The sequence below is a fragment of the Pseudomonas sp. Irchel 3E13 genome (assembly GCF_900187455.1).
Classification (GTDB): Bacteria; Pseudomonadota; Gammaproteobacteria; order Pseudomonadales; family Pseudomonadaceae; genus Aquipseudomonas.
Window position 1 is genome coordinate 293,870 of record NZ_FYDX01000002.1, and the last position, 22,421, is coordinate 316,290.

A 22,421-nucleotide genomic window follows, 5' to 3' on the forward strand; every position below is an offset into this window, starting at 1 on the left:
ACTGGCGGGTATATTAAATCAGCGTGTTGAACCGGGGAAGCTGGCTTTTAGCCCTCATTGCAGAGCCGGTGCCGCTAGTCCCGCAACACACCCGCCACCTGTTGCCTGAACCACCGCCGCAGCGGGTCCGCGTGCGTGCGCTCGTGCCAGATCTGCATCACTTCCACCCGCGGAAGGTCCAGCGGCAGCGGGTGGATGCGCAGGTCCGGATCGCGCTCTACGGCTTCCTCGGCCAGTGAACGCAGGCAGGTCAGCAATAAGTCGGTGCCGCGAACCAGCCGTGTGGGCGCGATGAAGCTGGACAGGCCGGCCACCACCCGCCGCTGCAGCCCCCTGGCCTGAAGCGCCCGGTCAACCAGGCCGTCGAGGTCGCCGGTGAGGGTGGTGAGCAGGTGTTCGCAGGCGAGAAAGGCCGGCAGGTCAAGGCCGTCGTTCAGCCGCGGATTGCTCCGCGAAGCCAGCACCACGAAGTCCTCGCCGAGCAGGCGCTGCTGGTGGAAGGTGTCGGGCAAGTCCTTGTAGAAGCCGGCGATCGCCAGGTCGCAGGTGCCCTTTTCCAGTTCCTCGCGGGGCAGCTCACCCCGGGTGTTGTGGGTGATCAGCACGAGGTTCGGCGCCTGCTCGCGCAGCACCGGCAACAGCCGTGGCAACAGCGTCTGCTCCATGTAGTCGGTGCTGTAGAGGTGCAGCCGCTCGGCGCGGGCAAGGAAGTCCTGGCCGTCGCAAAGGTCGTAGAACGCCTCCAGTTCACCGACCAGACGCTGGACGTGCGGCGCCAGCTCGTGAGCGCGCGGTGTGGGGGTCAGCCCGCGCGGTGCGCGAACGAACAGCGGATCGCCGAACTGATGGCGCAGCTTGTTCAGCTTGTGGCTCAGGGCCGGCTGGCTCAGCGCCATGCGCACGGCCGCCACGGAGGCGTTGCGCTCCTGATAGAGCACGTGGAACACCAGCAGCAGGTTCAGGTCTTTTTTGGCGATATTCATTTTTTGGAAGACAGACATAAAAGCTTTCGAATTATCGAATCATAGGGGCGTCTCTAAGATGACGTCCATTGACCGCGATTAACTTCGGGAGCACTTCATGACCATCAGCATCTTCGCCACCATCAGCCCCAAGCCTGAATACCTCGACGCAGTCGAGCAGGCCATGCGCCTGATGGTGCGCCATTCCCGCAGCGAGCCGGGCAACCTGCGCTACGACCTGTTCCTGCGCGATGGCGACTCGCCGACCTTCGAGCTGTTCGAACTGTACCGCGATGACGCCGCTGTCGAAGCCCATCGCCAGAGCCCGCATTACCAGGCTTACCGCAGCGCCACCGCCGACTGGCTGGCCGCGCCTACCCAGGTGCGCCTGGCCCGCCCACTGGACCTCGCCCCCTTCAACTGATCAGGAGCCTGCAATGACCAAGACCACCAAAATAGCGCTGGCGGTAACCGGCGCGCTGCTCGCCGGCACCGCCGCCGCCGCGCCCAAAGGCGAAGTGCTGGTGCTGTTGTCCAGCGAGAACGTGCTGCCGCTCAAAGACGGCAAGCACTACGCGACCGGTTACTACCTCAACGAATTCGGTGTGCCGGCCGACCAACTGATCAAGGCCGGCTACAAACTGGTGCTGGTCACGCCGAAGGGCAATGCGCCGAGCGTCGACAAGCTTTCCGTCGATCCGCAGTACTTCGCCGGTGATGCGGCGGAAATGCAGCGCATCGAGAAGGTGGTGCAAGGCTTGCCGGACATCAACGACACCCTGTCGATCAAGGAAGTGCTGGCGGGCGACCTGGACCGCTATGCCGGCCTGTTCATCCCGGGCGGTCACGCGCCATTGATCGACCTGGCCAACAACCCGGAAGTGGGCGCCCTGCTGCGGCATTTCCATCAGGCCGGCAAGCCGACCGCGGCGATCTGCCATGGCCCGATTGCGCTGCTGTCCGCCCAGGCCGACCCGGCGGGTTATCAGGCGGCGCTGGCACGCGGCGAGAAGCCGGCGGCCAAGGACTGGATCTACCAGGGCTACCGCATGACCATCTTTGCCGACCCGGAAGAGCAGGTCTTCGAAAGCTCGCTCGACGGCGAGCGCATCCTGTTCTACCCGGCCAAGGCAATGGCAGGCGCGGGCGGCAACATGAGTTACGCCACGGCCTGGAGCCCGAACGTGGTGGTGGACCGGGAACTGATCACCGGGCAAAACCCGTTTTCCGATCATGAGGTGGCGAAGGCGTTGGTGAACAAGCTCAACGAAGCCGGCAAACAATGATCTGACGTGGTCGGTCGTCTCACGGCCAGCGCCCCGCCTCAGGGTCAGGGCCTGGCCGGTCGTCACGCGAGGATTGCGCTCGATGGGCCACGCGCATGTACCATGTGCCCCTTCGCAGCCTGTAAACACGAGCCATGCCCAACGATTCCGCAGTGTCCAACGGCCCCGGCCGGCCCAAGGACCTGGCCAAGCGCCAGGCCATCCTCGACGCCGCCAAGGCGCTGTTCCTCACCAATGGCTACGCCAGCACCAGCATGGATGCCGTCGCGACAGCGGCGGGGGTGTCGAAACTCACGGTCTACAGCCACTTCAACGACAAGGAAACGCTGTTCACCGCGGCAATCGTCGCCACCTGCCAGGCGCAATTGCCCGGGTTGATTTTCGAACTGCCCGAAGGCGTGCCGCTGGAACAGGTGCTGGTGAAGATCGGGCGCGGCTTCCAGGTGCTGATCAACAGCGATCACTCGGTCAAGCTGCACCGCCTGATCATTGCGCAGGGGCACCAGGACCCGAAGCTCGGGCAGATTTTCTTCGAGGCGGGGCCGTTGCGCGTGCTGCGCGAGACCGAGGTGCTGCTGCGCCTGGCGGATGAACGCGGGATGCTGCGGATTGCAAATCCGGCTACGGCGGCGGAGCATTTTTTCTGCCTGCTCAAGGGCGGCGCCAATTTCCGTCTGCTGCTGGGCTATGGGCCGCCGCTGGAGCCCGAGGCCGCCGAGGCGCATGTGCAGGAAGTGGTGAAACTGTTTTTGCGGGCTTATCGGGTGTGAAAATCTGAGGGCCTCATCGCCGGCAAGACCGACTCCCACAAGGTAAGGCCCTCGAAAACGCTAAGGCTTCAGCGCCTTCTTCGGGTAGATGTCATAGCGGCTGGATTTACCCTCCAGGCTATGGCTCGGCTTCGGCCCGTCGATGATCGGCGCCTTGCGCGGGCGCTTGACCACCACCCGGTGAGTCGCCAGCGCCAGCGCCGCTTCGAGCAGCGCGGGGGCGTCGAGGTCATCGCCCACCAGCGGGCGGAATACGCGCATTTCCTTTTTCACCAGGGCGCTTTTGTCGCGATGCGGGAACATCGGGTCGAGGTAGATCACCTGCGGCGCCTCGCCCTGCCAGTCACGCATGCGCTCGATGGCGTTGCCGTGCAGCAGGTTCATCCGGGCGACGATCGCGCCCACTTCGGCATCCCCCGCGGCGCGGGCCAGGCCATCTTCCAGCAACGCTGCCACCAGCGGTTGACGCTCGATCAACTGCATCTGGCAGCCGAGGCTAGCGAGCACGAAGGCGTCCTTGCCCAGCCCCGCCGTGGCATCCAGCACCTGCGGCCGCACACCTTGGGCGATACCCACCGCCTTGGCGATCATCTGTCCACTGCCGCCACCATAAACCCGTCGATGCGCCGCCGCGCCCTCGACGAAATCTACCCGCACCGGCCCCGGCGCCTGCGGGCCGAGTTGCTGGATCTGCAACCCGTCAGGCCCGACCTGCACGGCGAACGCGGCGTCGTCATCCTGCAGCGGCAGGCCCAGCCGCGCCGCCCATTGCTCGGCCCGCGCCTGATAGTCGGCGGCCAGTGCCTCGACCCGGATCCCGCCTTCCAACCGCTGCTCCACGCTCACCTTCCTGCTGAAAAAAAGTTAAAGATCGGCGACGACTGCCGATAAAAAAAGTACGCGCTATTTTGCCAGAGCTCTTCGACGACCATGTCAGAGATTGTTCAACTTCCTTCCGGCTACATTTCACCCGTTGGTGACTATGCCCGGCACAACACCCAGACCCTCGGCGGCGTCAGCCACCTGTGGTCGGACTTCTTCGCCCGCGCCCTGGCCGCGCAGCAGGAAGAAGGTGTAGTGCAGGCGCCGCTGCCGGTCGAGGAAGTGAATGTCGAGACCGGCGAACCCATCACCGGCAGCCAGACCCTGGCGCAGATCCACAGCCAGCGCCTGTGCAACGTGCAAGACACCGAAATCACCCCGCCGGAGCCGCTGTTCCTGCCGATCGCCGAGTTCGAGCTGGACCTGCTGGACAAGCCCGCACCACCGTTCAGCGCCGCCGAACTGATCGAACAACAGCGCCAACTGGACACCACCAGCAGTTGGGTGCGCCCGATCGTCATGCACCAAGGCCATCCGCACCCCGAGCCGGGCCCGGCACCGTCGTCGTACCCGCTGCACCTGCCGATCGCCGAACTCGAACGCAACCTGCTGGACCCGGCCCCGGAACCGTTCGACGAAATCACCCTGGCCAAGCAGCAGCACGATCTGGAGTTCGACCTGCAATGGGCGCGTCCGGTGGTGCTGAACAACGTGCGCATCGCCGCCTAACGGCAGATCTGCCAACTGCCCATATCCAGGTGAAAGTGGTTGTGATGGGCCGCGTTGTAGTCCGGCCCCAACACCGTGTTGAAACTCTCGCAGGCACCCTCGTGGACCTGACGCAGAAACTGCGCCTTCGGCCCCTCCCCGTTCCAGTCCTTTTGCAGCTCGATGCGCTGGCCGTCTTTCAGGCGAAAGCCGGCGATATCCAAAGCGTTGGCGCTGGCGTGTTGGCTACGCCGGCCTTCGGCGCGGTTGTAGATATTGCGGCAGGCGTAGCTGCCCAGGTGATCCACCTGCACCACCGGCTGGCCGAAGACCCTTTGCGCCGCTGGTTGCAGGCCGTGGCGCTCGAACAGGGCGAAGGCCACCGCCACCGGGCAGGTAGCGAGAAAGCTGCTGCTCAATCGCACCGACGCGTCCTGGACCCGCACCACATTGCTCAGCGGACTGTTCGCAGTCGCGGGGCTGTCAGCCTGCACGGTGTAGCGCAGGTCGGAGGTGGCCAGCGCCTCGGCGCAGCGCTGGGGATCATCACGCAGTTGCCCGAGTTTCCACGAGGTCAGCAGGTTCGGCGGCGAACGCACGTTCAGCGGCGCCCACGGGTTCCACTCATCCGGCAGGCGCCAGCCCTTTTGCCAGCCGTACAGCGCCGCGGCGGCCAGCACCGCGAGCAGCACCAGCCCGCCGTAGCGCACGGCGGTCAGCGCCGAAACATCTGGTTCAACTGATCGAACGGCAGCGCCTGCTCGGCATAGTCGAAACATCCGTAGCCGCGAATGCGCTTCGCCGCGTCGAAGAACGCACCGTAGGCGGCGCGGGCCAGCGACGAGCCGACACTGATGCGCTTCACGCCCAGCGCCTGCACATCATCGAAGGTCAGGGTCATCCCGCTCAGGCCCATCAGCAGGTTCACCGGCTTCGGCGCTACCGCCTGCACCACCCGGCGAATGTCCTCGGCGCTGCGCAGGCCGGGCGCGTAGAGCACGTCGGCGCCGGCTTCGGCAAAGGCTTGCAGGCGGGCGATGGTGTCGTCCAGATCGTGGCGGCCGTTCAGGAGGTTTTCCGCACGGGCGCAGAGCATGAACGGGAAGTCCAGACTGCGGGCAGCGGCCACGGCGGCCTCGACCCGCTCCACCGCGCGGTGGAAGCTGTAGATCGGCTCGTCTTCGCGGCCGGTCGCGTCTTCGATGGAGCCGCCGACCAGGCCGATACGCGCCGCTTGCAGGATGGTCTCGGCGCAGCCGGAAGGTTCGTCACTGAAACCGTTTTCCAGGTCCGCCGCGACCGGCAAGGCGGTAGCATCGACGATGGACAGGGCGTTGTCGAGGGTCTGTTCGCGGCTGAGGGCACCTTCAGCATCCGGCCGGCCCAGGGAAAACGCCAGTCCCGCGCTGGTGGTGGCCAGGGCCTCGAAGCCCAGGCTGGCGAGCATTTTTGCCGAGCCCGCATCCCAGGGATTGGGAATCACGAAAGCGCCGGGGCGCTCATGCAGGGCTTTGAACGCTTCAGCACGCAGGGTTTGCACATCCATGGTCGGAACTCCCAGGCAGACGACAGGAAATCACAGCAGGCCAAGTTGTTCGACCTGCGGCCCCCGGTCGGGTTCAGGCAAAGCCGGCAGACCGGGCAGTCGCTCCATCAGGCCGCGATGGAAACGTTGCGCCAGCGCTGCGGCCAGGCGGTTGTCAGCGGTATGCAGAAACACGTAGGGGCTGCGCCCTTCTTCGATCCAGGCGGCGACCTTGTCCAGCCATTGCAGGAGGAAGCTTTCGTTGGCCTCCAGTTCAGGATGGCCAATGAAACGCACCTGCGGGTGCTGGCTGAAGGCGGTCGGACGTGGCGGCACCCGCGGCTTCTTCGATTGCGCGTGGAGCACGCTGGGCTCGCGGGAAGTGCAACGGAACAGCGCGCGGGGGTCCAGGCAGATGCGCTCGATCCCGCGGTCCAGCAGCAGGCGATTGAGCAGGCGCTCGTCCTCACCCTTGGCGAAGAAGGCCTTGTTGCGCACTTCCACGGCGATCGGCACGTCGATCTCGTCGATGAAGTGCACCAACTCGCCGAGCCGAGCAGGGCTGAAGGTCGCCGGCAGTTGCAGCCAGTACGGCGCTACCCGCGCGCCCAGCGGCCTGAGCAGTTCGACAAAGGCCCGCGCAGCGTCGAGTTGCCCGTGCAGATCGCCGCTGTGGCTGATGTCGCCGGGAAACTTGGCGGTGAAACGGAAGTGTTCGGGCATGACCTGGGCCCAGCGCTGGATAGTCGCGGGCGCGGGTCGGGCATAAAAGGTGGTGTTGCCTTCGACAGCATTGAAGACCTGGCAGTACAGCGCGAGGAAATCAGTGCTCTTGGCATCGGCGGGATACAGGTAGTCGCGCCAGGCGTTTTCGCTCCAGGACGGACAACCGAGAAAATAAGGCAGGGATGACAGGCTCATCCGCTCAAATGTACAGATCCAGCCCCAGTACTTCCATCTCCCAATCGACGAAACCAGCGGTGGTCATGTAACTGGTCAAAGCATGCTTGGTGCGGCGGTTGCGGGCGCGGGGGAAGATCATGTCCTGCGGGCGGGCCGGCAGGCCGGCACTGCGGTTGGCATTGCCGGTGCTGGCGGGCTGCGCCTGGACTTCGAATTCGCCGGGAAGATCCTCTTCCTCCGACTCTTCCACACGCACCGGCCCTTTGCGCTGGGGGCGCTTGAGCGGATAAGACTGTGAGGAAAAGCCGTCGATACGCATGACGATATACTCAGGGACAATGATGGCAATTTAGCGGCACCAGAGCTCCTGCGCAAATGCCCGACTGATAACTGGACCACATATCACTAAAAAGGTTTACGGCGTTTGGCGATAACCGACCGGAGGCGATCAGGCGCCTTTTGGCGTCGCCACCTTGTCCCGCAGGTACACCGGCTGCGCTTGGTCAGCGGACACGCTTTCGCCACGCTGCCAGGCGAATTGCGCCAGGGTCAGCAGGTCCAGCGCGTGGGGCAGCATGCTCGCATCCTGACCCTCGACCTTGACCGCCAGACGCTCACTGTAACCCCAGCCCGTACCGGCGCCAAACCACTGGCCGCCCGCCCCTTGGGGCAACGCGACCTGCTCGGGCGGCAACACCGCTTCGAGCCCTTGCAAACGCATTTCCCCTGCCTGTTCCTCATAGCAGCCCCAATAGACTTCGTCCATTCGGGCATCGATGGCCGAGGCAACGCGGGTCGCGCCATGCTCGCGCAGCGCGCGCTGGGCCAGCACCGCCAGATTCGACACAGGCAACACCGGACGCTCCAGGGCGAACGCCAGGCCCTGCACCACGCCGATGGCGATGCGCACGCCGGTGAAGGCGCCCGGGCCACGGCCAAAGGCGATGGCATCCACCGCCGACAAGGCGACGCCGGCTTCGGCCAGCAGGGTCTGGATCATCGGCAGCAGCTTTTGCGCATGCAGGCGTGGAATCACCTCGTAGTGGCTCGTGATCTTGCCGTCGTGCAGCAAGGCGACAGAGCAGGCTTCAGTGGCGGTATCCAGGGCCAGCAAGGTGGTCATCGGGGGTTCCAGGCGAGAGAAAAAAGAGCGGCATTATAAACGAACAACGGCCCGCAAGCGGGCCGTTGGCGAAACATCGGGACGGGATCAGCTCAGGGCTGCCAGTACCTTGGCGGTGATGGCTTCTACCGAGCCAACGCCTTCGATGTGGCTGTACTTCGGCTTGCCGTTGCTGGCAGCCAGCTTCTGGTAGAAGTCCACCAGCGGCTTGGTCTGGTCGTGGTACACGGACAGACGGTGACGTACGGTTTCTTCGGTGTCGTCTTTACGCTGAACCAGCGGCTCGCCGGTTTCGTCGTCCTTGCCTTCAACCTTCGGCGGGTTGTAGACGATGTGGTAGACGCGACCGGAACCTTCGTGAACACGGCGGCCGGCGATGCGCTGAACGATCTCTTCGTCTTCGACGGCGATCTCGATCACGGCATCCAGCTCGACGCCAGCAGTCACCAGGGCTTCAGCCTGAGGAATGGTGCGCGGGAAGCCGTCGAACAGGAAACCGTTCACGCAGTCAGGCTGGGCGATACGGTCCTTGACCAGGTTGATGATCAGTTCGTCGGATACCAGCTTGCCAGCGTCCATGATCGCCTTGGCTTCCAGACCCAGCGGGGTGCCGGCCTTGACCGCGGCACGCAGCATGTCGCCGGTGGAAATCTGCGGAATACCGAACTTTTCGGTGATGAACTTTGCCTGAGTACCTTTACCGGCTCCGGGAGCTCCCAGCAGAATTACGCGCATCTCGTGCTCCTCATTTTTTATAAGCAAATCAATGGATTCGCGTGATTGGCGAATCGCAGGAAATCGGGCGATGACCGCAAATCGGTCAAAAGGCTGTCCAAGATACACAGCGCACCCGGACCATACAAGCGGTCGAAAGTCGGAAAAACCTGCGACAAGAAGCCTCGGTCTACACGGGTTGCGCCCGTCGCAACCGACGCTTCTTACACCTTATTCCTACCTACTGAAGGGCGCCATCCGACACCCTTCAATAGCTCGCCTGACACTCAACCGGTGTTGCGCAAACCGGCCGCGATGCCCGCCACTGTCACCAGCAGGGCCTGCTCCAACGGGCTGTCCAGAGCGGCTTCGCGCTCCCGCGAGCGCGCCAGCAGTTCGGCCTGGAGCAGGTGCAGCGGATCGAGGTAGGTATTGCGCAGACGGATGAACTCCAGGGTCGCCGGGCTGTGCGCCAGTAGCACCGGCTGGCCGGTCAGCCCCAGTACTACCTGGCACGCCTGCGACAATAGGTCGCGCAAATGTGCACCTAAAGGTCGCAGTTCCGGTTGCACCAGACGTTCGTCGTAGGAGCGGGCGATATCGGCGTCGGCCTTGGCCAGGACCATCTCCAGCATATCGATGCGCGTGCGGAAGAATGGCCACTCCTCGCGCATCTGCTGCAACAACGGCCCTTGGCCACGCGCCAGGGCATTGTTCAGCGCCGCTTCCCAGCCAAGCCAGGCGGGGAGCATCAGGCGGGTCTGGGTCCAGCCGAAGATCCACGGAATCGCCCGCAGGCTTTCGATTCCCCCGGCACGGCGCTTGGCCGGGCGACTGCCCAGCGGCAGGCGACCGAGTTCCTGCTCCGGGGTGGACTGGCGGAAGTACTCGACGAAATCGGGGTTTTCTCGCACGACGCCGCGGTAAGTCTTGACCCCATCGGCGGCCAGTTGGTCCATCACCTCGCGCCACGCCGGCAGCGGCGGCGGCGGTGGCAGCAAGGTGGCTTCAAGCACTGCGGCCAGATAGAGGTTGAGGTTCTGTTCAGCGATGTCCGGCAGGCCGAACTTGAAGCGGATCATCTCGCCTTGCTCGGTGGTGCGGAAACGCCCGGCCACCGACCCCGGCGGCTGCGACAGGATCGCCGCATGCGCCGGACCGCCGCCACGGCCAACGGTGCCACCACGGCCGTGGAACAACAGCAATTCCACTTCCTGCTCGCGGCAGATTCGCACCAGGGTTTCCTGGGCCCGGTACTGCGCCCAGGCCGCCGCCGTGGTGCCGGCATCCTTGGCCGAATCGGAGTAGCCGATCATCACTTCCTGCGGACCATGCAATCCGGCGCGGTAGCCAGGCAGACCGAGCAGGCACTCCATCACCGGACCGGCGTTGTCCAGGTCGGCGAGGGTTTCAAACAGCGGCACCACGCGCATCGGCCGTAGCAGGCCGGCCTCCTTGAGCAACAACTGCACCGCCAACACATCGGAGGCGGCGCCGGCCATGGAGATGACGTAGGAACCCAGCGAAGCCGCCGGCGCGTTGGCAATCTCGCGGCAGGTGGCGAGCACCTCGGCGGTGTCCGCCTGCGGCTTGAAGTGCGCCGGCAGCAACGGCCGGCGACTGCTCAGTTCGCGCTGGAGGAAGTCAATGCGCGCCTCTTCGTTCCAGTCGGCGTAGCGACCGAGGCCCAAGTAGTCGGTGATCTCGCTCAGCGCGGCGGCGTGGCGGCTGGAGTCCTGGCGCACATCGAGGCGCACCAGGAACAGGCCGAAGGTGACCGCACGGCGCAGGCAATCCAGCAGCGGACCATCGGCGATCACGCCCATGCCGCATTCGTGCAGCGACTCGAAACACAGGTGCAGCGGCTCGAACAGCTCGCGGTTGTCCTGCAACACCAAGGGCCCCGGAATCTGCGGCGCGCTCAGTGCCGACTGGGCCCACGCCCGGGTTTCCCGCAGGCGCTCGCGCAGTGGCTTGAGCACCGCGCGGTACGGCTCGGCGCATTCGCCGACCTTGGCCCGCAGCGCCGGGCTGGCCTGTTGCATCGACAGTTCGGCGGCCAGCGAGTGGATGTCGCGCAGGAACAGGTCCGCCGCCATCCAGCGCGCCAGCAGCAAGACTTCGCGGGTCACGGCGGCAGTGACATTGGGGTTGCCATCACGGTCGCCGCCCATCCACGAAGCGAAGCGGATCGGCGCCGCTTCCAGTGGCAAGCGCAGCCCGGTGGCGTCGTGCAGGGCCTTGTCGGCCTTGCGCATATGACTGGGGATGGCGTGCCAGAGGGAGTGTTCGATCACCGCGAAGCCCCACTTGGCCTCGTCCACCGGGGTTGGCCGGGTGCGGCGAATTTCCTCGGTGTGCCAGGCTTCGGCGATCAGTCGTTGCAGGCGCTCACGCACCTGCTCACGCTCGGCGGCGGTCAGGTCGCGGTGGTCCTGGGCTGCCAGTTGCGCGGCGATGGCGTCGTATTTCTGAATCAGGGTACGACGGGCCACTTCGGTGGGGTGGGCGGTCAATACCAGCTCGATATTGAGCTTGCCGAGCTGACGGGCCAGGGCATCGTCGCTGTGACCCGCAGCCTTGAGCCGGGCCAGCAGTTCGGGCAGCACCGTCGCCTCGAAGGGCTCGGGCTGGTCTTCGTCGCGCCGGCGAATCAGTTGGTACTGCTCGGCGATGTTGGCGAGGTTGAGGAACTGATTGAAGGCCCGGGCAACGGGCAACAACTCGTCATCCGCCAGATCCGCGAGGGTCGAGCTCAATTGCTCCTCACCGCCACTGCGATCGGCCTTGGCACTGTGGCGGATCGCCTCGATCTTCTGCAGGAAGGCCTCGCCGTGCTGTTCGCGCACGGTGTCCCCCAGCAATTCGCCCAACAGATGAACATCTTCACGCAAGCGCACATCGATATCGGTCATCAACCTTCTCCACACCTGGAAAAACCGCGTTGCCAGCAGAGTGCCCCAGTACCGGTCGTGCTTTCAAGGCGCAGCCTTCGGCCAAGTGGCTACGCTTTAACCAGGCCCATTGGCTTACACAGACGACATCATGAAAATTCGCGAACTCGCCCAGTACTGGGAACAGAACGCAAAAGGACGCCTGAGCCCCACTGGTCACACGCTGTATCTGGACGTCGAGGCCGCGGCGCGGCTGGCGGCGCTGGCCGAGATGTACCCCAAGCGCCGCCCCGAGGAACTGCTCGGCGAACTGCTCGGTGCCGCCCTGGAAGAGCTGGAAGCGAGCTTCCCCTACATTCAGGGAAAGCAGGTGATCGCCACCGATGAGGAAGGTGATCCGCTGTATGAAGACGTCGGTGCCACGCCGCGCTTTCTTGCACTGTCGCGTCGGCATCTGCGGACGCTGAGCAGTGGCGAGGACACCTCGAAGCACTGATTGCCAGCCTTCTTTCCTGCACCTTTGTGCCGCCTCGCGCCTGCACGCGAGGCGACGCACATGGCTTCCAAATCCCCGGAATACCCCGCCACACCGGCAAAGTTCCCGCGAAACCCCACTGACCGATTAGTCAGAAAAAATCGGCTAACAAGCGGTACTTTTTCTGAACTTTTGAAAAAACGGCCCAGTCACAGCCCATAGCCACTACGGCAAAAAACCCTTCACTGCGAGCTCCGTCAGCTCTGGGTGAAGGAGCCAAGTCGATGGACTGTTACGGAACTCGTCGTTCATCAGGAGTGATCCAATGGAGTTGACCACCATGAAGACCCGCATCGAGAAAACCCCGTTCCAACTGCGCGGGATCAAGCTGGCCGCGCTGGCCCTGGGCAGTAGCCTGGTATTGGCCGGTTGTGCTGGCAAGCCACCCACCGAGCAGTACGCCGTGACCCAGTCGGCGGTCAATTCCGCCGTCAGCGCCGGTGGTACCGAGTACGCCGCCGTGGAAATGAAGGCCGCCCAGGACAAGTTCAAGCAAGCCGAAATCGCCATGCACGACAAGAAGTATGACGAAGCGAAGCTGCTGGCCGAACAGGCGGAATGGGATGCCCGCGTCGCAGAGCGCAAGGCCCAGGCCATGAAAGCCCAGAAAGCCCTGCAGGACTCCCGTCAGGGCGTTCAGGAACTGCGCGAAGAAGGTATGCGCGCCGCCGAGCCCACCCAGCCGCAGTAAGCGCGCCATTGCCCCGTGCACTTCGAATTGATTAAAGGATGAACACTATGCGTAACCACGTGATGATCCCCGCCCTCCTGGCCCTGAGCATCGGCCTGGTCGCCTGCGCCCACCAGCCGAACCCGAATCTGGAGTCAGCCCGCACCAACTTCTCCGCGCTGCAGAGCGATCCGCAGTCGAGCAAGGTCGCAGCCCTTGAAACCAAGGACGCCCAGGACTGGCTGAACAAGGCCGACAAGGCCTACATGGACAAGGAAGACAACAAGAAGGTCGACCAGCTCGCCTACCTGACCAACCAGCGCGTCGAAGTGGCCAAGCAGACCATCGCCCTGCGCACTGCCGAGGCCAACCTGAAAAACGCCGCCGCCCAGCGCGCCCAGGCCCGCCTGGATGCCCGTGACGCGCAAATCAAGAAGTTGCAGGAAAGTCTCAACGCCAAGCAGACCGAACGCGGCACCCTGGTGACCTTCGGCGACGTGCTGTTCGACTACAACAAGGCCGAGCTGAAAAGCAGCGCCTTCCCGAACATCACCAAGCTGGCGCAGTTCCTCCAGGAAAACCCTGACCGCAAGGTGATCGTCGAGGGCTACACCGACAGCACCGGTAGCGCCAACTACAACCAGGGCCTGTCCGAGCGTCGCGCCAACTCCGTGCGCATGGCGCTGGTCCGTGCCGGTGTCGACCCGGCCCGTATCGTTGCCCAGGGCTATGGCAAGGAATACCCGGTTGCCGACAACAGCAGCAACTCGGGCCGTGCGCAAAACCGTCGCGTGGAAGTGACCATCTCCAACGACAACCAGCCAGTGGCACCGCGTAGCGTGAGCAGCGCGCAATAAGCGTCAGGCTGAAATGAAAAATCCCGCCAGATTGGCGGGATTTTTTTGCTCTGCCACATTAAAAACACCACTTAAAGCACCTTTAAAAGCACCACAAAAAGAACTACCATCGCGTTACTTCGCTTCCGGCAAAGCCGCTGGTGTTCGATATCAGCCATGGCCTACCTGAAACGAGGCACCTCCCGACAGCGCACCCCCATCAGGAAATGTTGCCATGGCAATGACATTCGCGGTCCTGGCTGATGTAGCCGCATCGGTCACCGACCTTAAAAAAGACCCCATGGGTACCCTGCGCGAAGCCAACGGCGAAACCGTTGTCATCCTCAACAGAAATGAGCCCGCGTTCTATGCGGTGCCGCCAGATCGCTACGAAGCGATGATGGAACTGATTGATGATGCGCAACTGGCGGAGCTCGTCAGGCAACGGCGTGGGGAGCCTGCCGTCAGGGTAGATATCGATGAGCTCATCGCGGACGCCGAAGGATCCGGCAACTGACTATTGGCTGGAGTTCAACCTGAAGGCCAGAAAGGAATTCGACCAACTGGACGCTTCGATCCGGCTGCAATTGGCGAAAAAACTGAAATCCCGCCTGGCCTGGCCTCGGGTCGAAGCCGACAAGCTCGCGGGAATGCCGGATTGCTACAAGATCAAGCTGCAAAGCATCGGCTATCGGCTGGTTTATCAGGTCATCGAAGACCGGCTGGTCGTGTTGGTGATTGCCGTTGGCAAGCGAGAGAGAAACCAGGTCTACGGGGCTGCGGCAGCTCGCATCACCCATTGACGGTATGAAAGCCATCGCCGGCAAGCCGGATTCCACAGCGCTTGTGGAGCCGGCAGCCCGCAATGGCTTTTTTGCAATCACTCCGTCTGCTGCGGCGTCTCCTGCCCCATGCAGCGCACCGCCTGCTTCTTGTTGTCCACCAGCACGCCGGTCAGGCCTTTCTGCTGCATGTCGAACAGCACCAGCACGCCATCGATGCACTGCGCCATTTGCGGCGCGGGGGTCAGGGCGATTTTGTAGTCCTCGCCCGGCACCGTCTTGAGCATGGTGAATTCCGACAACAGCAGGGCATCCTCCGGCTTGGCGAAATGCAGGTAGCCGTAGTACCACAGGGCGCACACGGTACCGACGATGCTGCAGACTCCGGTAATGATCAGGGGGACGGCGTTGCGTTCTTCACTCATTGCGACTTCTCGTCAGGATAATTGGGGACTTCGGCCAGGCGACGCAGGCCGTTGAAATGTTCGGGATCGTCCAGGAAACGCAGCATCACCTGGCGCCAGGTCGGGTCGGCGAAGGTCTGCACATGGGCACCGCGTACCAACTGCAATACCCGCGGCGGCGGCGCGGCCTGGTACAGGCGGATGCCGTTGTCCATGGGCACCAGGTTGTCATCGATGCTGTGGAAGAACAGTTTCGGCGGGGTTTTCAGCAGGCCGATGGAACGGATGGCGCTGTCGCCATCAGGCACCATCCATGACAGCGGCACCTGCAGCGGCCAGGTCATCCACGATGTACTCAAGGCAAAACGCCCAACCGCGCGATAGCTGGCGGGGACGCCATCGAATACCAGGGCCTTGAAGCGCTGCGCCTGTTCGGGATGCTGTGCCAGGTAGTGGATCGCCATGGCACCGCCGAGGCTTTGCCCCAGCAGCACCAGCGGTTTGTCCTGGACTTCCGGGGCCTTTTGCAGCCAGTCGAGAGCGGCGCCGATGTCCTGGTAGACCTCAGGCAGACCGGGTTTGCCTTCGGACAGGCCGTAGCCGCGGTAATCAATCATCAGTACCTGATAGCCCTGCTCCGGCAGCCAATAGCTACCGCCCAGGTGCCAGGCGAGGTTGCCGCCGTTGCCGTGCAGGTGCAGCACGGTGCCTTTGACCGCCACGCCTTCCTTGGCCGGCAGCCACCAGCCGTGCAAGCGGGTGCCGTCGGCGGCGGTCAGGCTGACGTCGCGCCAGGCCAGCTTGGCCTTTTCAGGGGTGAACGGCTGGCCGGGCTCTGGATAGAACAGCAGCGAGCTGCACCCGGACAGGCCGAGCAGCATCAGGCACAGGGCGAACAGCCCGCGCCAGCGCTCAGAGAATGTTCGAGTAGTCGGCTTCAATCCGGTCCAGGCTCAGGTGGTTGAGGAAGTTGGAGAAACACATCCAGGCCGACAGCGCGTTGAGGTCGCGGAACTGCTCCGGCAGGTACTTGGGCGGTTCCACCAGGCCTTCGTCCACCAGTTGGCGCAGGGTCCGCATGTCTTCCAGGGTGGTCTTGCCGCAGAACAGCAGTGGTATCTGTTCAAGCTTGCCCTTGCGCACGGCCAACTGAATGTAGTTGTAAACCATGATGAAGCCCTTGAGGTAGGACAAGTCTTTGGTGAACGGCAGGCCATTGGGCACCGAGCCGCGGAACACCCGGCTGGCATTGCCGTAGCTTTCCGCCATCTCGAAACCCTGGGCACGGAAGAATTCGTAGACCTGCAGGAAATCGGCGCCCTCCTCGACCATGTGAATGGCGCGGGTGCGGTTGGTCAGCTTGCGCAGGCGGCTCGGGTAGGACGCGAAGGCGATGACTTCCATGAGGATCGCCAGGCCTTCCTGGGTCACCGTCGACGAGGGCGGGCCCTTGGCCAGGAAGGTGCAGATTGGCTGGTTCAGGCCGTTGAGGGTGGTGCCGACGTGCACCAGGCCCTCATGGACCTCCAGCGCGCGGACGTCGCGGCTGTTGAACATGGCGTCGGCGCGGATCTTGATGTAGTCGGCCCCCGCCGCCGCGTCGGCGACGATGCCGTCCGACTCGAAGACGCGGATGGTGCCCTCGGCCTCGCCGAACACCTTGTTCAGGCGTTGCTGGAGGATTTGCACCGCTTCCTTGGCGCAGAGGTTCTTCGGTTCGTCCTTGAGGTCGCCCCGGCCGTCGATGTTGTTCAGGTAGTCCGAGAGCATCAGGCCGAGGTCGGCGAGAGTCGGGTCGCCGGCGTGGAAGGCGTCGGAGGCGGCGCCGTAGAGTTCCTGGGAGATCAGCCCGAAGTCTTCGGTGCCGCGTGCTTCGAGCATGCGCACCACCATGCGGTACTCCTTGCACATGCGCCGCATGATCTGCCCGACCGGGTTGAACTGACCCAGGCGGCGGGTGATGTCGCGCTCGATGTTCTGGAATTCCAGCTTCAGCGCGCCGGAGTCGAACGACAAGGGCCGGTTCTGGTAATAGGCGCGGTCCACCGCCGGTGGCTCCTTGCCCTTGGCCTTGAGAAAGCCCTGGCGGATACTGTCGTCCCACTTCACCGCATCGAGCACGCGAATCGGCGTCTGCGCCTGAACAATGCGATCAGACAGGGTCCGTATCGTCTGCTGGTACTCGTCCACGCCCCACTCCTCGTTTCAGTTATTTGCCGGCACGCTGGAAACGGGCCACTTCGACGAACAGGTCGGAGTTGGCCGGGTCATCCAGGTAGGCCAGGACGCGTGCCACCGGGCTGTCGATCAACACGCCGTCGCCGTTGTCTTCCGGCACTTCGATGGTGCGGCCGCTGAGTTCTTTCTTCTCCAGGGCCTGGTTGACCTGCTCGACATCGAGGTTGTAGACCACCAGTTCCTTGTTATCGATCACTTCGAAGCCGCCGATCAGGAAATTCCCGCCCATGGCCTTGGGCACGCCCGCCGAGAGATACCAGCGGTTGCCATGGCGCGACACGGTGAACGCATATTCCTGACGCGGCTTGCTCTTGGCCGTGGCCACCGCCTTGTAGGCGTTGCCACCGGAGCGGCTGATCAGCAGGGTCAGGGGTTCGCCCCAGGCATCCTTGCTGGTCCACTTGCCCAACAGGGCCTTGGGTGCCGGCTCGTTGGCCGGGATCGGCTCGTTGAATGTCACCAGACAGCCGTTCAACAGCAGGAAAGACAGGGCCAGCAGCACACGCCAGGCTTTCATCGGGTTCTCCTTGAGGGGCTCGCGGCTCAGTCCGCCGCCAGCACCAGATGCAGGTAACGGACAAGAATAGCGAGCATCTGCCCTTCAGCCTGCGGTTTTGCGGCATCGAGCAGGCCCTGATATTCCATCTGCTCGATTATTGCCGTCAACACAATGGCGTCCTGCTGCGGCTGGCGCGAGCCCACGACCTGCAAAAGCTGGCAGGCGCCACGCAGCAGAATCTGCTCGTGCAGCTTCACCAACTCGGCCAGACGCGGGCACAGCAGGGCTTCCTGGCGGAACGCCTGCTCGGCCATGAGGAAGTCGCGGCGGTTGTGCAATTGGCGCTGGACGTACTCGGCGGTCATCTTCGCCACCTCGTCGGCCAGGCGCGCCCGCGAGGCCGGGCTGCCATCGCCCTGGGCGAGCAACTGGCGCAGGATCACCTCGGTGTTCTCCCACAGCTTGGCCATGTAGGCGGCGCTGCGTTCGACGTACTGGGCGAAGGTATCGCTGAGCAGGTCCTGGATATCGTTGAAGTAGTAAGTGGTGGCCGACAGCGGCACGCCCGCCTCCGCCGCCACCGCGCGATGGCGCACGCCACGCACGCCGTCGCGCACGACAATGCGCATGGCTGCGTCGAGAATCTGCTGGCGGCGCTGTTCGCTGCCCTGCCGGCTGGCCTTGCGGCCTTGGTACTGCACGCTTTCTGCCACTGCGGTGGCGACGCCAGCAGCGCCTTGTTGTGTCATGGGGAGAGTCACTGGCGGGTTACCTCGAAATCTGGGATTTACAGGCATGAAAAAGCCGCCAAGGGCGGCTGATTCATGTTGCTCTCGCGGGCCTCATCGAAGCGGCTCGGCGCCCCGACAAGACAGCGATGAGGCCATCAAACCTGACGAAATCAGGCCTGCGGACGCATGTGCGGGAACAGGATCACATCGCGGATCGACGGCGAGTTGGTCAGCAGCATCACCAGACGGTCGATACCGATACCTTCACCCGCCGTTGGCGGCATGCCGTACTCCAGGGCGCGGACGAAGTCGGCGTCGTAGTGCATGGCTTCGTCGTCACCGGCGTCCTTCTCGGCCACCTGGGCCATGAAGCGCTCGGCCTGGTCTTCAGCGTCGTTGAGCTCGGAGTAGGCGTTGGCGATCTCGCGACCACCAATGAACAGCTCGAAGCGGTCAGTGACGTTCGGGTTCTTGTCGTTGCGACGGGCCAGCGGCGAGACTTCAAACGGGTATTCGGTGATGAAGTGCGGCTGTTCCAGCTTGCTCTCCACCAACTCTTCGAAAATCATCACCTGCAGCTTGCCCAGGCCTTCGTGGCCGAGCACCTTGGCGCCGGCTTTCTTGGCGATGGCTCGCGCCTTGTCGACGTCCAGCAGGTCAGCCTCGGTGAGTTCCGGGTTGTACTTGAGGATCGAGTCGAACACGCTCAGGCGCACGAACGGCTCGCCGAAGTGGAAGACTTTCTCGCCGTAAGGCACATCGGTGCTGCCCAGAACAAGCTGTGCCAGCTCGCGGAACAGTTCCTCGGTGAGGTCCATGTTGTCGTTGTAGTCGGCGTAGGCCTGGTAGAACTCGAGCATGGTGAATTCAGGGTTGTGCCGGGTCGAAACGCCTTCGTTACGGAAGTTGCGGTTGATCTCGAACACTTTCTCGAAACCACCGACCACCAGGCGCTTGAGGTACAGCTCCGGGGCGATACGCAGGAACATCGGCATGTCCAGCGCGTTGTGGTGGGTTTCGAACGGCTTGGCTGCAGCGCCGCCAGGAATGGTCTGCAGCATCGGCGTCTCGACTTCGAGGAAGTCGCGCTTGGCCAGGAAGCTGCGGATGTGGGAGATGACCAGGGAACGCACGCGGAAGGTCTCGCGGGTTTCCTCGTTGACGATCAGGTCGACGTAGCGCTGGCGATAGCGCTGCTCGGTATCGGTCAGGCCGTGGTGCTTGTCCGGCAGCGGACGCAGCGACTTGGTCAGCAGACGCACATTGGTCATTTCAACGTACAGGTCGCCCTTGCCGGAACGGGCCAGGGTGCCTTCGGCGGCGATGATGTCGCCCAGGTCCCAGGTCTTGACCGCGGCCAGGGTTTCTTCCGGCAGGGTCTTGCGGTTGACGTAGACCTGGATACGCCCGGTCATGTCCTGGATCACCATGAACGAACCACGGTTGAGCATGATGCGACCGGCAACCTTGACCGGGATCGCTGCAGCTTCCAGCTCTTCCTTGGTCTTGTCGACATACTGTTTCTGCAGGTCGTTGCAGTAGCTGTCGCGGCGGAAGTCGTTGGGGAAGGCCTGGCCCTTGGCGCGTTCTGCGGCAAGCTTTTCCTTGCGCAGGGCGATCAGGGCGTTTTCTTCCTGTTGCTGGGCTTGCGGGTCGAGTTGTAGATCGCTCATGTCGTCACTTTTTCCATCAGGGTTCGTTGTCCCAGGTCGCGGACCGGGGATCGCGGGCAAGCCCGCTGGCTACGGGCATTGCCTCGCGCATGGGTGTCGCGGTTACAGCCCCTGTTTGAGGCTCGCTTCCAGGTATTCGTCGATATCGCCGTCGAGCACCTTGTCGCAGTCGCTGCGCTCGATGTTGGTGCGCAGGTCTTTGATCCGCGAAGCATCCAGAACGTAGGAGCGAATCTGGTGACCCCAGCCGATGTCCGACTTGGTGTCTTCCAGTGCCTGGGAGGCGGCGTTGCGGCGCTGGATTTCCTGCTCGTACAACCGGGCCCGCAGCATTTTCATGGCGGTGTCCTTGTTGGCGTGCTGGGAGCGTTCGTTCTGGCAGCTCACCACGGTGTTGGTCGGTACGTGGGTGATACGTACGGCCGAGTCGGTGGTGTTTACGTGCTGACCACCGGCACCGGAGGAGCGGTAGGTGTCGATGCGCAGGTCGGACGGGTTGATCTCGATTTCGACCTTGTCGTCGATCTCGGGCGAAACGAACACCGCCGAGAACGAGGTGTGGCGACGGGCGCCGGAGTCGAACGGGCTCTTGCGCACCAGGCGGTGCACGCCGATCTCGGTCCGCAGCCAGCCAAAGGCGTATTCGCCCTTGATGTGCACGGTAGCGCCCTTGATGCCGGCGACTTCACCCTCGGACAATTCCATGATGGTGGCGTCGAAGCCACGCTTGGACGCCCAGCGCAGGTACATGCGCAGCAGGATGTTGGCCCAGTCCTGGGCCTCGGTGCCGCCGGAGCCGGCCTGGATGTCCAGGTAGGCGTTGTTCATGTCCATCTCGCCGCTGAACATCCGGCGGAATTCGAGCTTCTCGAGCGACTCGCGCAGGCGGTCAAGCTCGCTGACGACGTCGTTGACCGCGCCTTCATCGTCTTCTTCGACGGCCATGTCCAGCAGGTCGCGGCAATCGGCCAGACCACCGGACAAGCCGTCCAGGGTCTCGACGATCTGTGCCAGGGTGGCGCGCTCGCGGCCCAGTTCCTGGGCGTACTCGGGTTTGTTCCAGACGTTCGGGTCTTCGAGCTCGCGGTTGACTTCGATCAGGCGGTCATGCTTGTGATCGTAGTCAAAGATACCCCCGAATAGACTCGGAACGCTCGGTGAGGTCCTTGATGGTATTCAGGATCGGATTGATTTCCATGGGCGGGCGGCTCTCGTGCGGATTCTGTGAAAAGCCGGAGAGTATAGCGCAGGAGAGGCCGCGCACGGCAAGCCGCGCGCGTCGATGCGACAGGTTGCAGTTCAGGTCGCCATCAGCCGATGCCGACCTGATTGCGGCCGTTGTTCTTGGCCTGGTAGAGGGCGTTGTCCGCCGCCGAGATCAATTGCCGGCAGTGGCTGCCGACGGCCGGGGTCTGGGTCGCCAGGCCGATGCTGACGGTCAGCCAGGAATCCGGCTTGGGCATGATGTGGGCGATGCGCGCGGCTTCAACGGTCTGGCGCAGTTTTTCCGCCACCAGCCGGGCACCGCCCGGCGAGGTGTTGGGCAGCACCAGGGCGAATTCCTCGCCGCCGTAGCGCGCCGGCAGGTCGCTGGGCCGGGCGCAGCAGGAACGGATGGCTTCGGCGACCTGGCGCAGGGCCTCGTCGCCGGCCAGATGGCCGAAGGTGTCGTTGAACGACTTGAAGTAGTCGACATCGACCATCAGCAGCGACAGTTGCGACTGCTCGCGCATTGCCCGGCGCCATTCCAGTTCGAGGTATTCGTCGAAATGGCGGCGGTTGGACAGCCCGGTGAGGCCGTCGGAGTTCATCAGCCGCTGCAGCACCAGGTTGGTGTCGAGCAGTTGCTGCTGGCTGACCCGCAGCGCGCGGTAGGCTTCGTCGCGCTGCAGCAAGGTCAGGTAGGAGCGCGAGTGATAGCGGATGCGCGCCACCAGCTCGATGTTGTCCGGCAGTTTGACCAGATAGTCGTTGGCCCCGGCGGCAAAGGCCGCGCTCTTGACCAGCGGGTCTTCCTTGGTCGACAGGACGATGATCGGGATGTCCTGGGTCGCCGGGTTACTGCGGTATTCACGCACCAGGGTCAGGCCGTCCAGGCCCGGCATGATCAGGTCCTGGAGAATCACCGTCGGCTTGATGCGGATGGCCTGGGCCACCGCCTCGTGCGGGTCGGCACAGAAATGGAAGTCGATGTTTTCTTGCTGGGCAAGGCCACGGCGCACGGCTTCGCCGATCATCGCCTGGTCATCGACCAGCAGGACCATCGCCGAGTTCTCGTCAGAGGCTGCAAAGCCGTCGATCGGTAGATCATTCATGCGCTGTCACCTGGGCACTGCCGGCGGGCCG

The 22,421-nt window shown here is 63.7% G+C and carries 26 protein-coding genes; 9 read left to right on the top strand and 17 right to left on the bottom strand.

Translation table 11 applies throughout. The features are described 5' to 3' along the window. Positions 1-74: 74 nt before the first annotated feature. Positions 75-983, bottom strand: coding sequence for a LysR family transcriptional regulator (locus tag CKW37_RS03850; protein WP_095154353.1), 909 nt, complete (start codon positions 981-983; stop codon positions 75-77). A gap of 97 nt (positions 984-1,080) precedes the next feature. Between CKW37_RS03850 and CKW37_RS03855 the strand changes: the two genes are divergently transcribed. From CKW37_RS03855 to CKW37_RS03865, 3 genes are all read left to right on the top strand, one after another. After that, a complete protein-coding gene (locus CKW37_RS03855) occupies positions 1,081-1,386 on the top strand; it encodes a putative quinol monooxygenase (RefSeq protein ID WP_095154117.1) in 306 nt (101 codons plus the stop codon). Positions 1,387-1,399: 13 nt separating this feature from the next. Further along, positions 1,400-2,248, top strand: a complete 849-nt coding sequence (locus tag CKW37_RS03860) for a type 1 glutamine amidotransferase domain-containing protein (protein WP_095154118.1) — start codon at positions 1,400-1,402, stop codon at positions 2,246-2,248. A 134-nt stretch (positions 2,249-2,382) separates the two neighbouring features. Further along, positions 2,383-3,018 (top strand): TetR/AcrR family transcriptional regulator, encoded by a 636-nt coding sequence (locus CKW37_RS03865; RefSeq protein ID WP_095154119.1) that lies wholly within the window; start codon positions 2,383-2,385, stop codon positions 3,016-3,018. A gap of 60 nt (positions 3,019-3,078) precedes the next feature. Here the strand turns inward: CKW37_RS03865 and CKW37_RS03870 are convergent, their stop codons facing one another. Beyond that, complete coding sequence (locus tag CKW37_RS03870) at positions 3,079-3,858, bottom strand: class I SAM-dependent methyltransferase (RefSeq protein WP_095154120.1); 780 nt, start codon at positions 3,856-3,858, stop codon at positions 3,079-3,081. 90 nt (positions 3,859-3,948) lie between these two features. Here CKW37_RS03870 and CKW37_RS03875 point away from each other — a divergent pair, with 90 nt between their 5' ends. Beyond that, the gene (locus tag CKW37_RS03875; protein WP_095154121.1) at positions 3,949-4,569 is read left to right on the top strand and encodes an energy transducer TonB; all 621 of its coding nucleotides are present in this window, start codon (positions 3,949-3,951) and stop codon (positions 4,567-4,569) included. On the opposite strand, the gene CKW37_RS03880 is transcribed toward CKW37_RS03875, so the two are convergent. The 7 genes from CKW37_RS03880 to ppc form a co-directional block, all read right to left on the bottom strand. Then, positions 4,566-5,258, bottom strand: a complete 693-nt coding sequence (locus CKW37_RS03880) for an extensin family protein (RefSeq protein ID WP_256587678.1) — start codon at positions 5,256-5,258, stop codon at positions 4,566-4,568. The two genes, CKW37_RS03875 and CKW37_RS03880, sit on opposite strands and share 4 nt — an antisense overlap. Positions 5,259-5,263: 5 nt before the next feature. Then, positions 5,264-6,094, bottom strand: coding sequence for an isocitrate lyase/phosphoenolpyruvate mutase family protein (locus CKW37_RS03885; protein WP_095154123.1), 831 nt, complete (start codon positions 6,092-6,094; stop codon positions 5,264-5,266). A 30-nt stretch (positions 6,095-6,124) separates the two neighbouring features. Continuing rightward, positions 6,125-6,994: a DUF72 domain-containing protein gene (locus CKW37_RS03890; protein ID WP_095154124.1), complete on the bottom strand. Its 870-nt coding sequence runs from the start codon at positions 6,992-6,994 to the stop codon at positions 6,125-6,127. 4 nt (positions 6,995-6,998) lie between these two features. Further along, positions 6,999-7,295: a hypothetical protein gene (locus CKW37_RS03895; protein ID WP_095154125.1), complete on the bottom strand. Its 297-nt coding sequence runs from the start codon at positions 7,293-7,295 to the stop codon at positions 6,999-7,001. 129 nt (positions 7,296-7,424) lie between these two features. Further along, on the bottom strand, positions 7,425-8,099 hold the full coding sequence (tsaB, locus tag CKW37_RS03900) for a tRNA (adenosine(37)-N6)-threonylcarbamoyltransferase complex dimerization subunit type 1 TsaB (RefSeq protein WP_095154126.1): 675 nt from the start codon (positions 8,097-8,099) through the stop codon (positions 7,425-7,427). Positions 8,100-8,186: 87 nt separating this feature from the next. Next, positions 8,187-8,834, bottom strand: coding sequence for an adenylate kinase (gene adk, locus CKW37_RS03905; protein ID WP_095154127.1), 648 nt, complete (start codon positions 8,832-8,834; stop codon positions 8,187-8,189). 266 nt (positions 8,835-9,100) lie between these two features. Beyond that, a complete protein-coding gene (gene ppc, locus CKW37_RS03910; RefSeq protein WP_095154128.1) occupies positions 9,101-11,728 on the bottom strand; it encodes a phosphoenolpyruvate carboxylase in 2,628 nt (875 codons plus the stop codon). A 130-nt stretch (positions 11,729-11,858) separates the two neighbouring features. On the opposite strand from ppc, the gene CKW37_RS03915 reads away from it, so the two are divergent. The 5 genes from CKW37_RS03915 to CKW37_RS03935 all read left to right on the top strand — a co-directional run bounded on the left by CKW37_RS03915 (position 11,859) and on the right by CKW37_RS03935 (position 14,551). Continuing rightward, positions 11,859-12,203 carry a pilin assembly protein gene (locus tag CKW37_RS03915; protein ID WP_095154129.1) on the top strand — a complete coding sequence of 115 codons (345 nt, stop codon included), beginning with the start codon at positions 11,859-11,861 and terminating at the stop codon, positions 12,201-12,203. A 304-nt stretch (positions 12,204-12,507) separates the two neighbouring features. Next, positions 12,508-12,933, top strand: a complete 426-nt coding sequence (locus tag CKW37_RS03920) for a DUF4398 domain-containing protein (RefSeq protein WP_095154130.1) — start codon at positions 12,508-12,510, stop codon at positions 12,931-12,933. Between the two features lie 47 nt (positions 12,934-12,980). Next, positions 12,981-13,769 carry an OmpA family protein gene (locus CKW37_RS03925; RefSeq protein WP_095154131.1) on the top strand — a complete coding sequence of 263 codons (789 nt, stop codon included), beginning with the start codon at positions 12,981-12,983 and terminating at the stop codon, positions 13,767-13,769. A 220-nt stretch (positions 13,770-13,989) separates the two neighbouring features. Then, on the top strand, positions 13,990-14,265 hold the full coding sequence (locus CKW37_RS03930) for a type II toxin-antitoxin system Phd/YefM family antitoxin (RefSeq protein ID WP_095154355.1): 276 nt from the start codon (positions 13,990-13,992) through the stop codon (positions 14,263-14,265). Beyond that, positions 14,228-14,551 carry a type II toxin-antitoxin system RelE/ParE family toxin gene (locus CKW37_RS03935; RefSeq protein WP_095154132.1) on the top strand — a complete coding sequence of 108 codons (324 nt, stop codon included), beginning with the start codon at positions 14,228-14,230 and terminating at the stop codon, positions 14,549-14,551. Before CKW37_RS03930 ends, CKW37_RS03935 begins: the two co-directional genes overlap by 38 nt. A gap of 77 nt (positions 14,552-14,628) precedes the next feature. On the opposite strand, the gene CKW37_RS03940 is transcribed toward CKW37_RS03935, so the two are convergent. The 8 genes from CKW37_RS03940 to CKW37_RS03975 all read right to left on the bottom strand — a co-directional run bounded on the left by CKW37_RS03940 (position 14,629) and on the right by CKW37_RS03975 (position 22,390). Beyond that, positions 14,629-14,955 carry a hypothetical protein gene (locus tag CKW37_RS03940; RefSeq protein ID WP_095154133.1) on the bottom strand — a complete coding sequence of 109 codons (327 nt, stop codon included), beginning with the start codon at positions 14,953-14,955 and terminating at the stop codon, positions 14,629-14,631. Then, entirely contained in the window at positions 14,952-15,875 is a 924-nt protein-coding gene (locus tag CKW37_RS03945) for an alpha/beta hydrolase (RefSeq protein ID WP_095154134.1), read from the bottom strand. The genes CKW37_RS03940 and CKW37_RS03945 overlap by 4 nt, the downstream gene beginning before the upstream one ends. Continuing rightward, positions 15,847-17,124 carry a flavohemoglobin expression-modulating QEGLA motif protein gene (locus CKW37_RS03950; RefSeq protein WP_095154135.1) on the bottom strand — a complete coding sequence of 426 codons (1,278 nt, stop codon included), beginning with the start codon at positions 17,122-17,124 and terminating at the stop codon, positions 15,847-15,849. The genes CKW37_RS03945 and CKW37_RS03950 overlap by 29 nt, the downstream gene beginning before the upstream one ends. A 19-nt stretch (positions 17,125-17,143) precedes the next feature. Beyond that, entirely contained in the window at positions 17,144-17,689 is a 546-nt protein-coding gene (locus CKW37_RS03955) for a hypothetical protein (RefSeq protein ID WP_095154136.1), read from the bottom strand. Positions 17,690-17,715: 26 nt separating this feature from the next. Further along, positions 17,716-18,420: a TetR/AcrR family transcriptional regulator gene (locus CKW37_RS03960; RefSeq protein WP_095154137.1), complete on the bottom strand. Its 705-nt coding sequence runs from the start codon at positions 18,418-18,420 to the stop codon at positions 17,716-17,718. Positions 18,421-18,572: 152 nt separating this feature from the next. Continuing rightward, positions 18,573-20,075 carry a lysine--tRNA ligase gene (lysS, locus tag CKW37_RS03965; protein ID WP_095154138.1) on the bottom strand — a complete coding sequence of 501 codons (1,503 nt, stop codon included), beginning with the start codon at positions 20,073-20,075 and terminating at the stop codon, positions 18,573-18,575. Positions 20,076-20,177: 102 nt separating this feature from the next. Next, positions 20,178-21,273 (bottom strand): peptide chain release factor 2 gene (gene prfB, locus CKW37_RS03970; RefSeq protein ID WP_143501873.1). Its coding sequence is split into 2 segments (ribosomal slippage): positions 20,178-21,200 and positions 21,202-21,273, totalling 1,095 coding nucleotides; the frame shifts between segments, so codons are not numbered across the junction. 112 nt (positions 21,274-21,385) lie between these two features. Further along, complete coding sequence (locus tag CKW37_RS03975) at positions 21,386-22,390, bottom strand: PleD family two-component system response regulator (protein ID WP_095154139.1); 1,005 nt, start codon at positions 22,388-22,390, stop codon at positions 21,386-21,388. Positions 22,391-22,421 lie beyond the last annotated feature (31 nt).

Coding starts and splice junctions, on each gene's coding strand:
- CKW37_RS03850 (WP_095154353.1), bottom strand. CDS start 983: ATGAATATCGCCAAAAAAGACCTGAACCTGCTGCTGGTGTTCCACGTG.
- CKW37_RS03855 (WP_095154117.1), top strand. CDS start 1,081: ATGACCATCAGCATCTTCGCCACCATCAGCCCCAAGCCTGAATACCTC.
- CKW37_RS03860 (WP_095154118.1), top strand. CDS start 1,400: ATGACCAAGACCACCAAAATAGCGCTGGCGGTAACCGGCGCGCTGCTC.
- CKW37_RS03865 (WP_095154119.1), top strand. CDS start 2,383: ATGCCCAACGATTCCGCAGTGTCCAACGGCCCCGGCCGGCCCAAGGAC.
- CKW37_RS03875 (WP_095154121.1), top strand. CDS start 3,949: ATGTCAGAGATTGTTCAACTTCCTTCCGGCTACATTTCACCCGTTGGT.
- CKW37_RS03885 (WP_095154123.1), bottom strand. CDS start 6,094: ATGGATGTGCAAACCCTGCGTGCTGAAGCGTTCAAAGCCCTGCATGAG.
- CKW37_RS03890 (WP_095154124.1), bottom strand. CDS start 6,994: ATGAGCCTGTCATCCCTGCCTTATTTTCTCGGTTGTCCGTCCTGGAGC.
- CKW37_RS03895 (WP_095154125.1), bottom strand. CDS start 7,295: ATGCGTATCGACGGCTTTTCCTCACAGTCTTATCCGCTCAAGCGCCCC.
- tsaB (WP_095154126.1), bottom strand. CDS start 8,099: ATGACCACCTTGCTGGCCCTGGATACCGCCACTGAAGCCTGCTCTGTC.
- adk (WP_095154127.1), bottom strand. CDS start 8,834: ATGCGCGTAATTCTGCTGGGAGCTCCCGGAGCCGGTAAAGGTACTCAG.
- ppc (WP_095154128.1), bottom strand. CDS start 11,728: ATGACCGATATCGATGTGCGCTTGCGTGAAGATGTTCATCTGTTGGGC.
- CKW37_RS03915 (WP_095154129.1), top strand. CDS start 11,859: ATGAAAATTCGCGAACTCGCCCAGTACTGGGAACAGAACGCAAAAGGA.
- CKW37_RS03920 (WP_095154130.1), top strand. CDS start 12,508: ATGGAGTTGACCACCATGAAGACCCGCATCGAGAAAACCCCGTTCCAA.
- CKW37_RS03925 (WP_095154131.1), top strand. CDS start 12,981: ATGCGTAACCACGTGATGATCCCCGCCCTCCTGGCCCTGAGCATCGGC.
- CKW37_RS03930 (WP_095154355.1), top strand. CDS start 13,990: ATGACATTCGCGGTCCTGGCTGATGTAGCCGCATCGGTCACCGACCTT.
- CKW37_RS03935 (WP_095154132.1), top strand. CDS start 14,228: ATGAGCTCATCGCGGACGCCGAAGGATCCGGCAACTGACTATTGGCTG.
- CKW37_RS03940 (WP_095154133.1), bottom strand. CDS start 14,955: ATGAGTGAAGAACGCAACGCCGTCCCCCTGATCATTACCGGAGTCTGC.
- CKW37_RS03955 (WP_095154136.1), bottom strand. CDS start 17,689: ATGAAAGCCTGGCGTGTGCTGCTGGCCCTGTCTTTCCTGCTGTTGAAC.
- CKW37_RS03960 (WP_095154137.1), bottom strand. CDS start 18,420: ATGACACAACAAGGCGCTGCTGGCGTCGCCACCGCAGTGGCAGAAAGC.
- lysS (WP_095154138.1), bottom strand. CDS start 20,075: ATGAGCGATCTACAACTCGACCCGCAAGCCCAGCAACAGGAAGAAAAC.
- CKW37_RS03975 (WP_095154139.1), bottom strand. CDS start 22,390: ATGAATGATCTACCGATCGACGGCTTTGCAGCCTCTGACGAGAACTCG.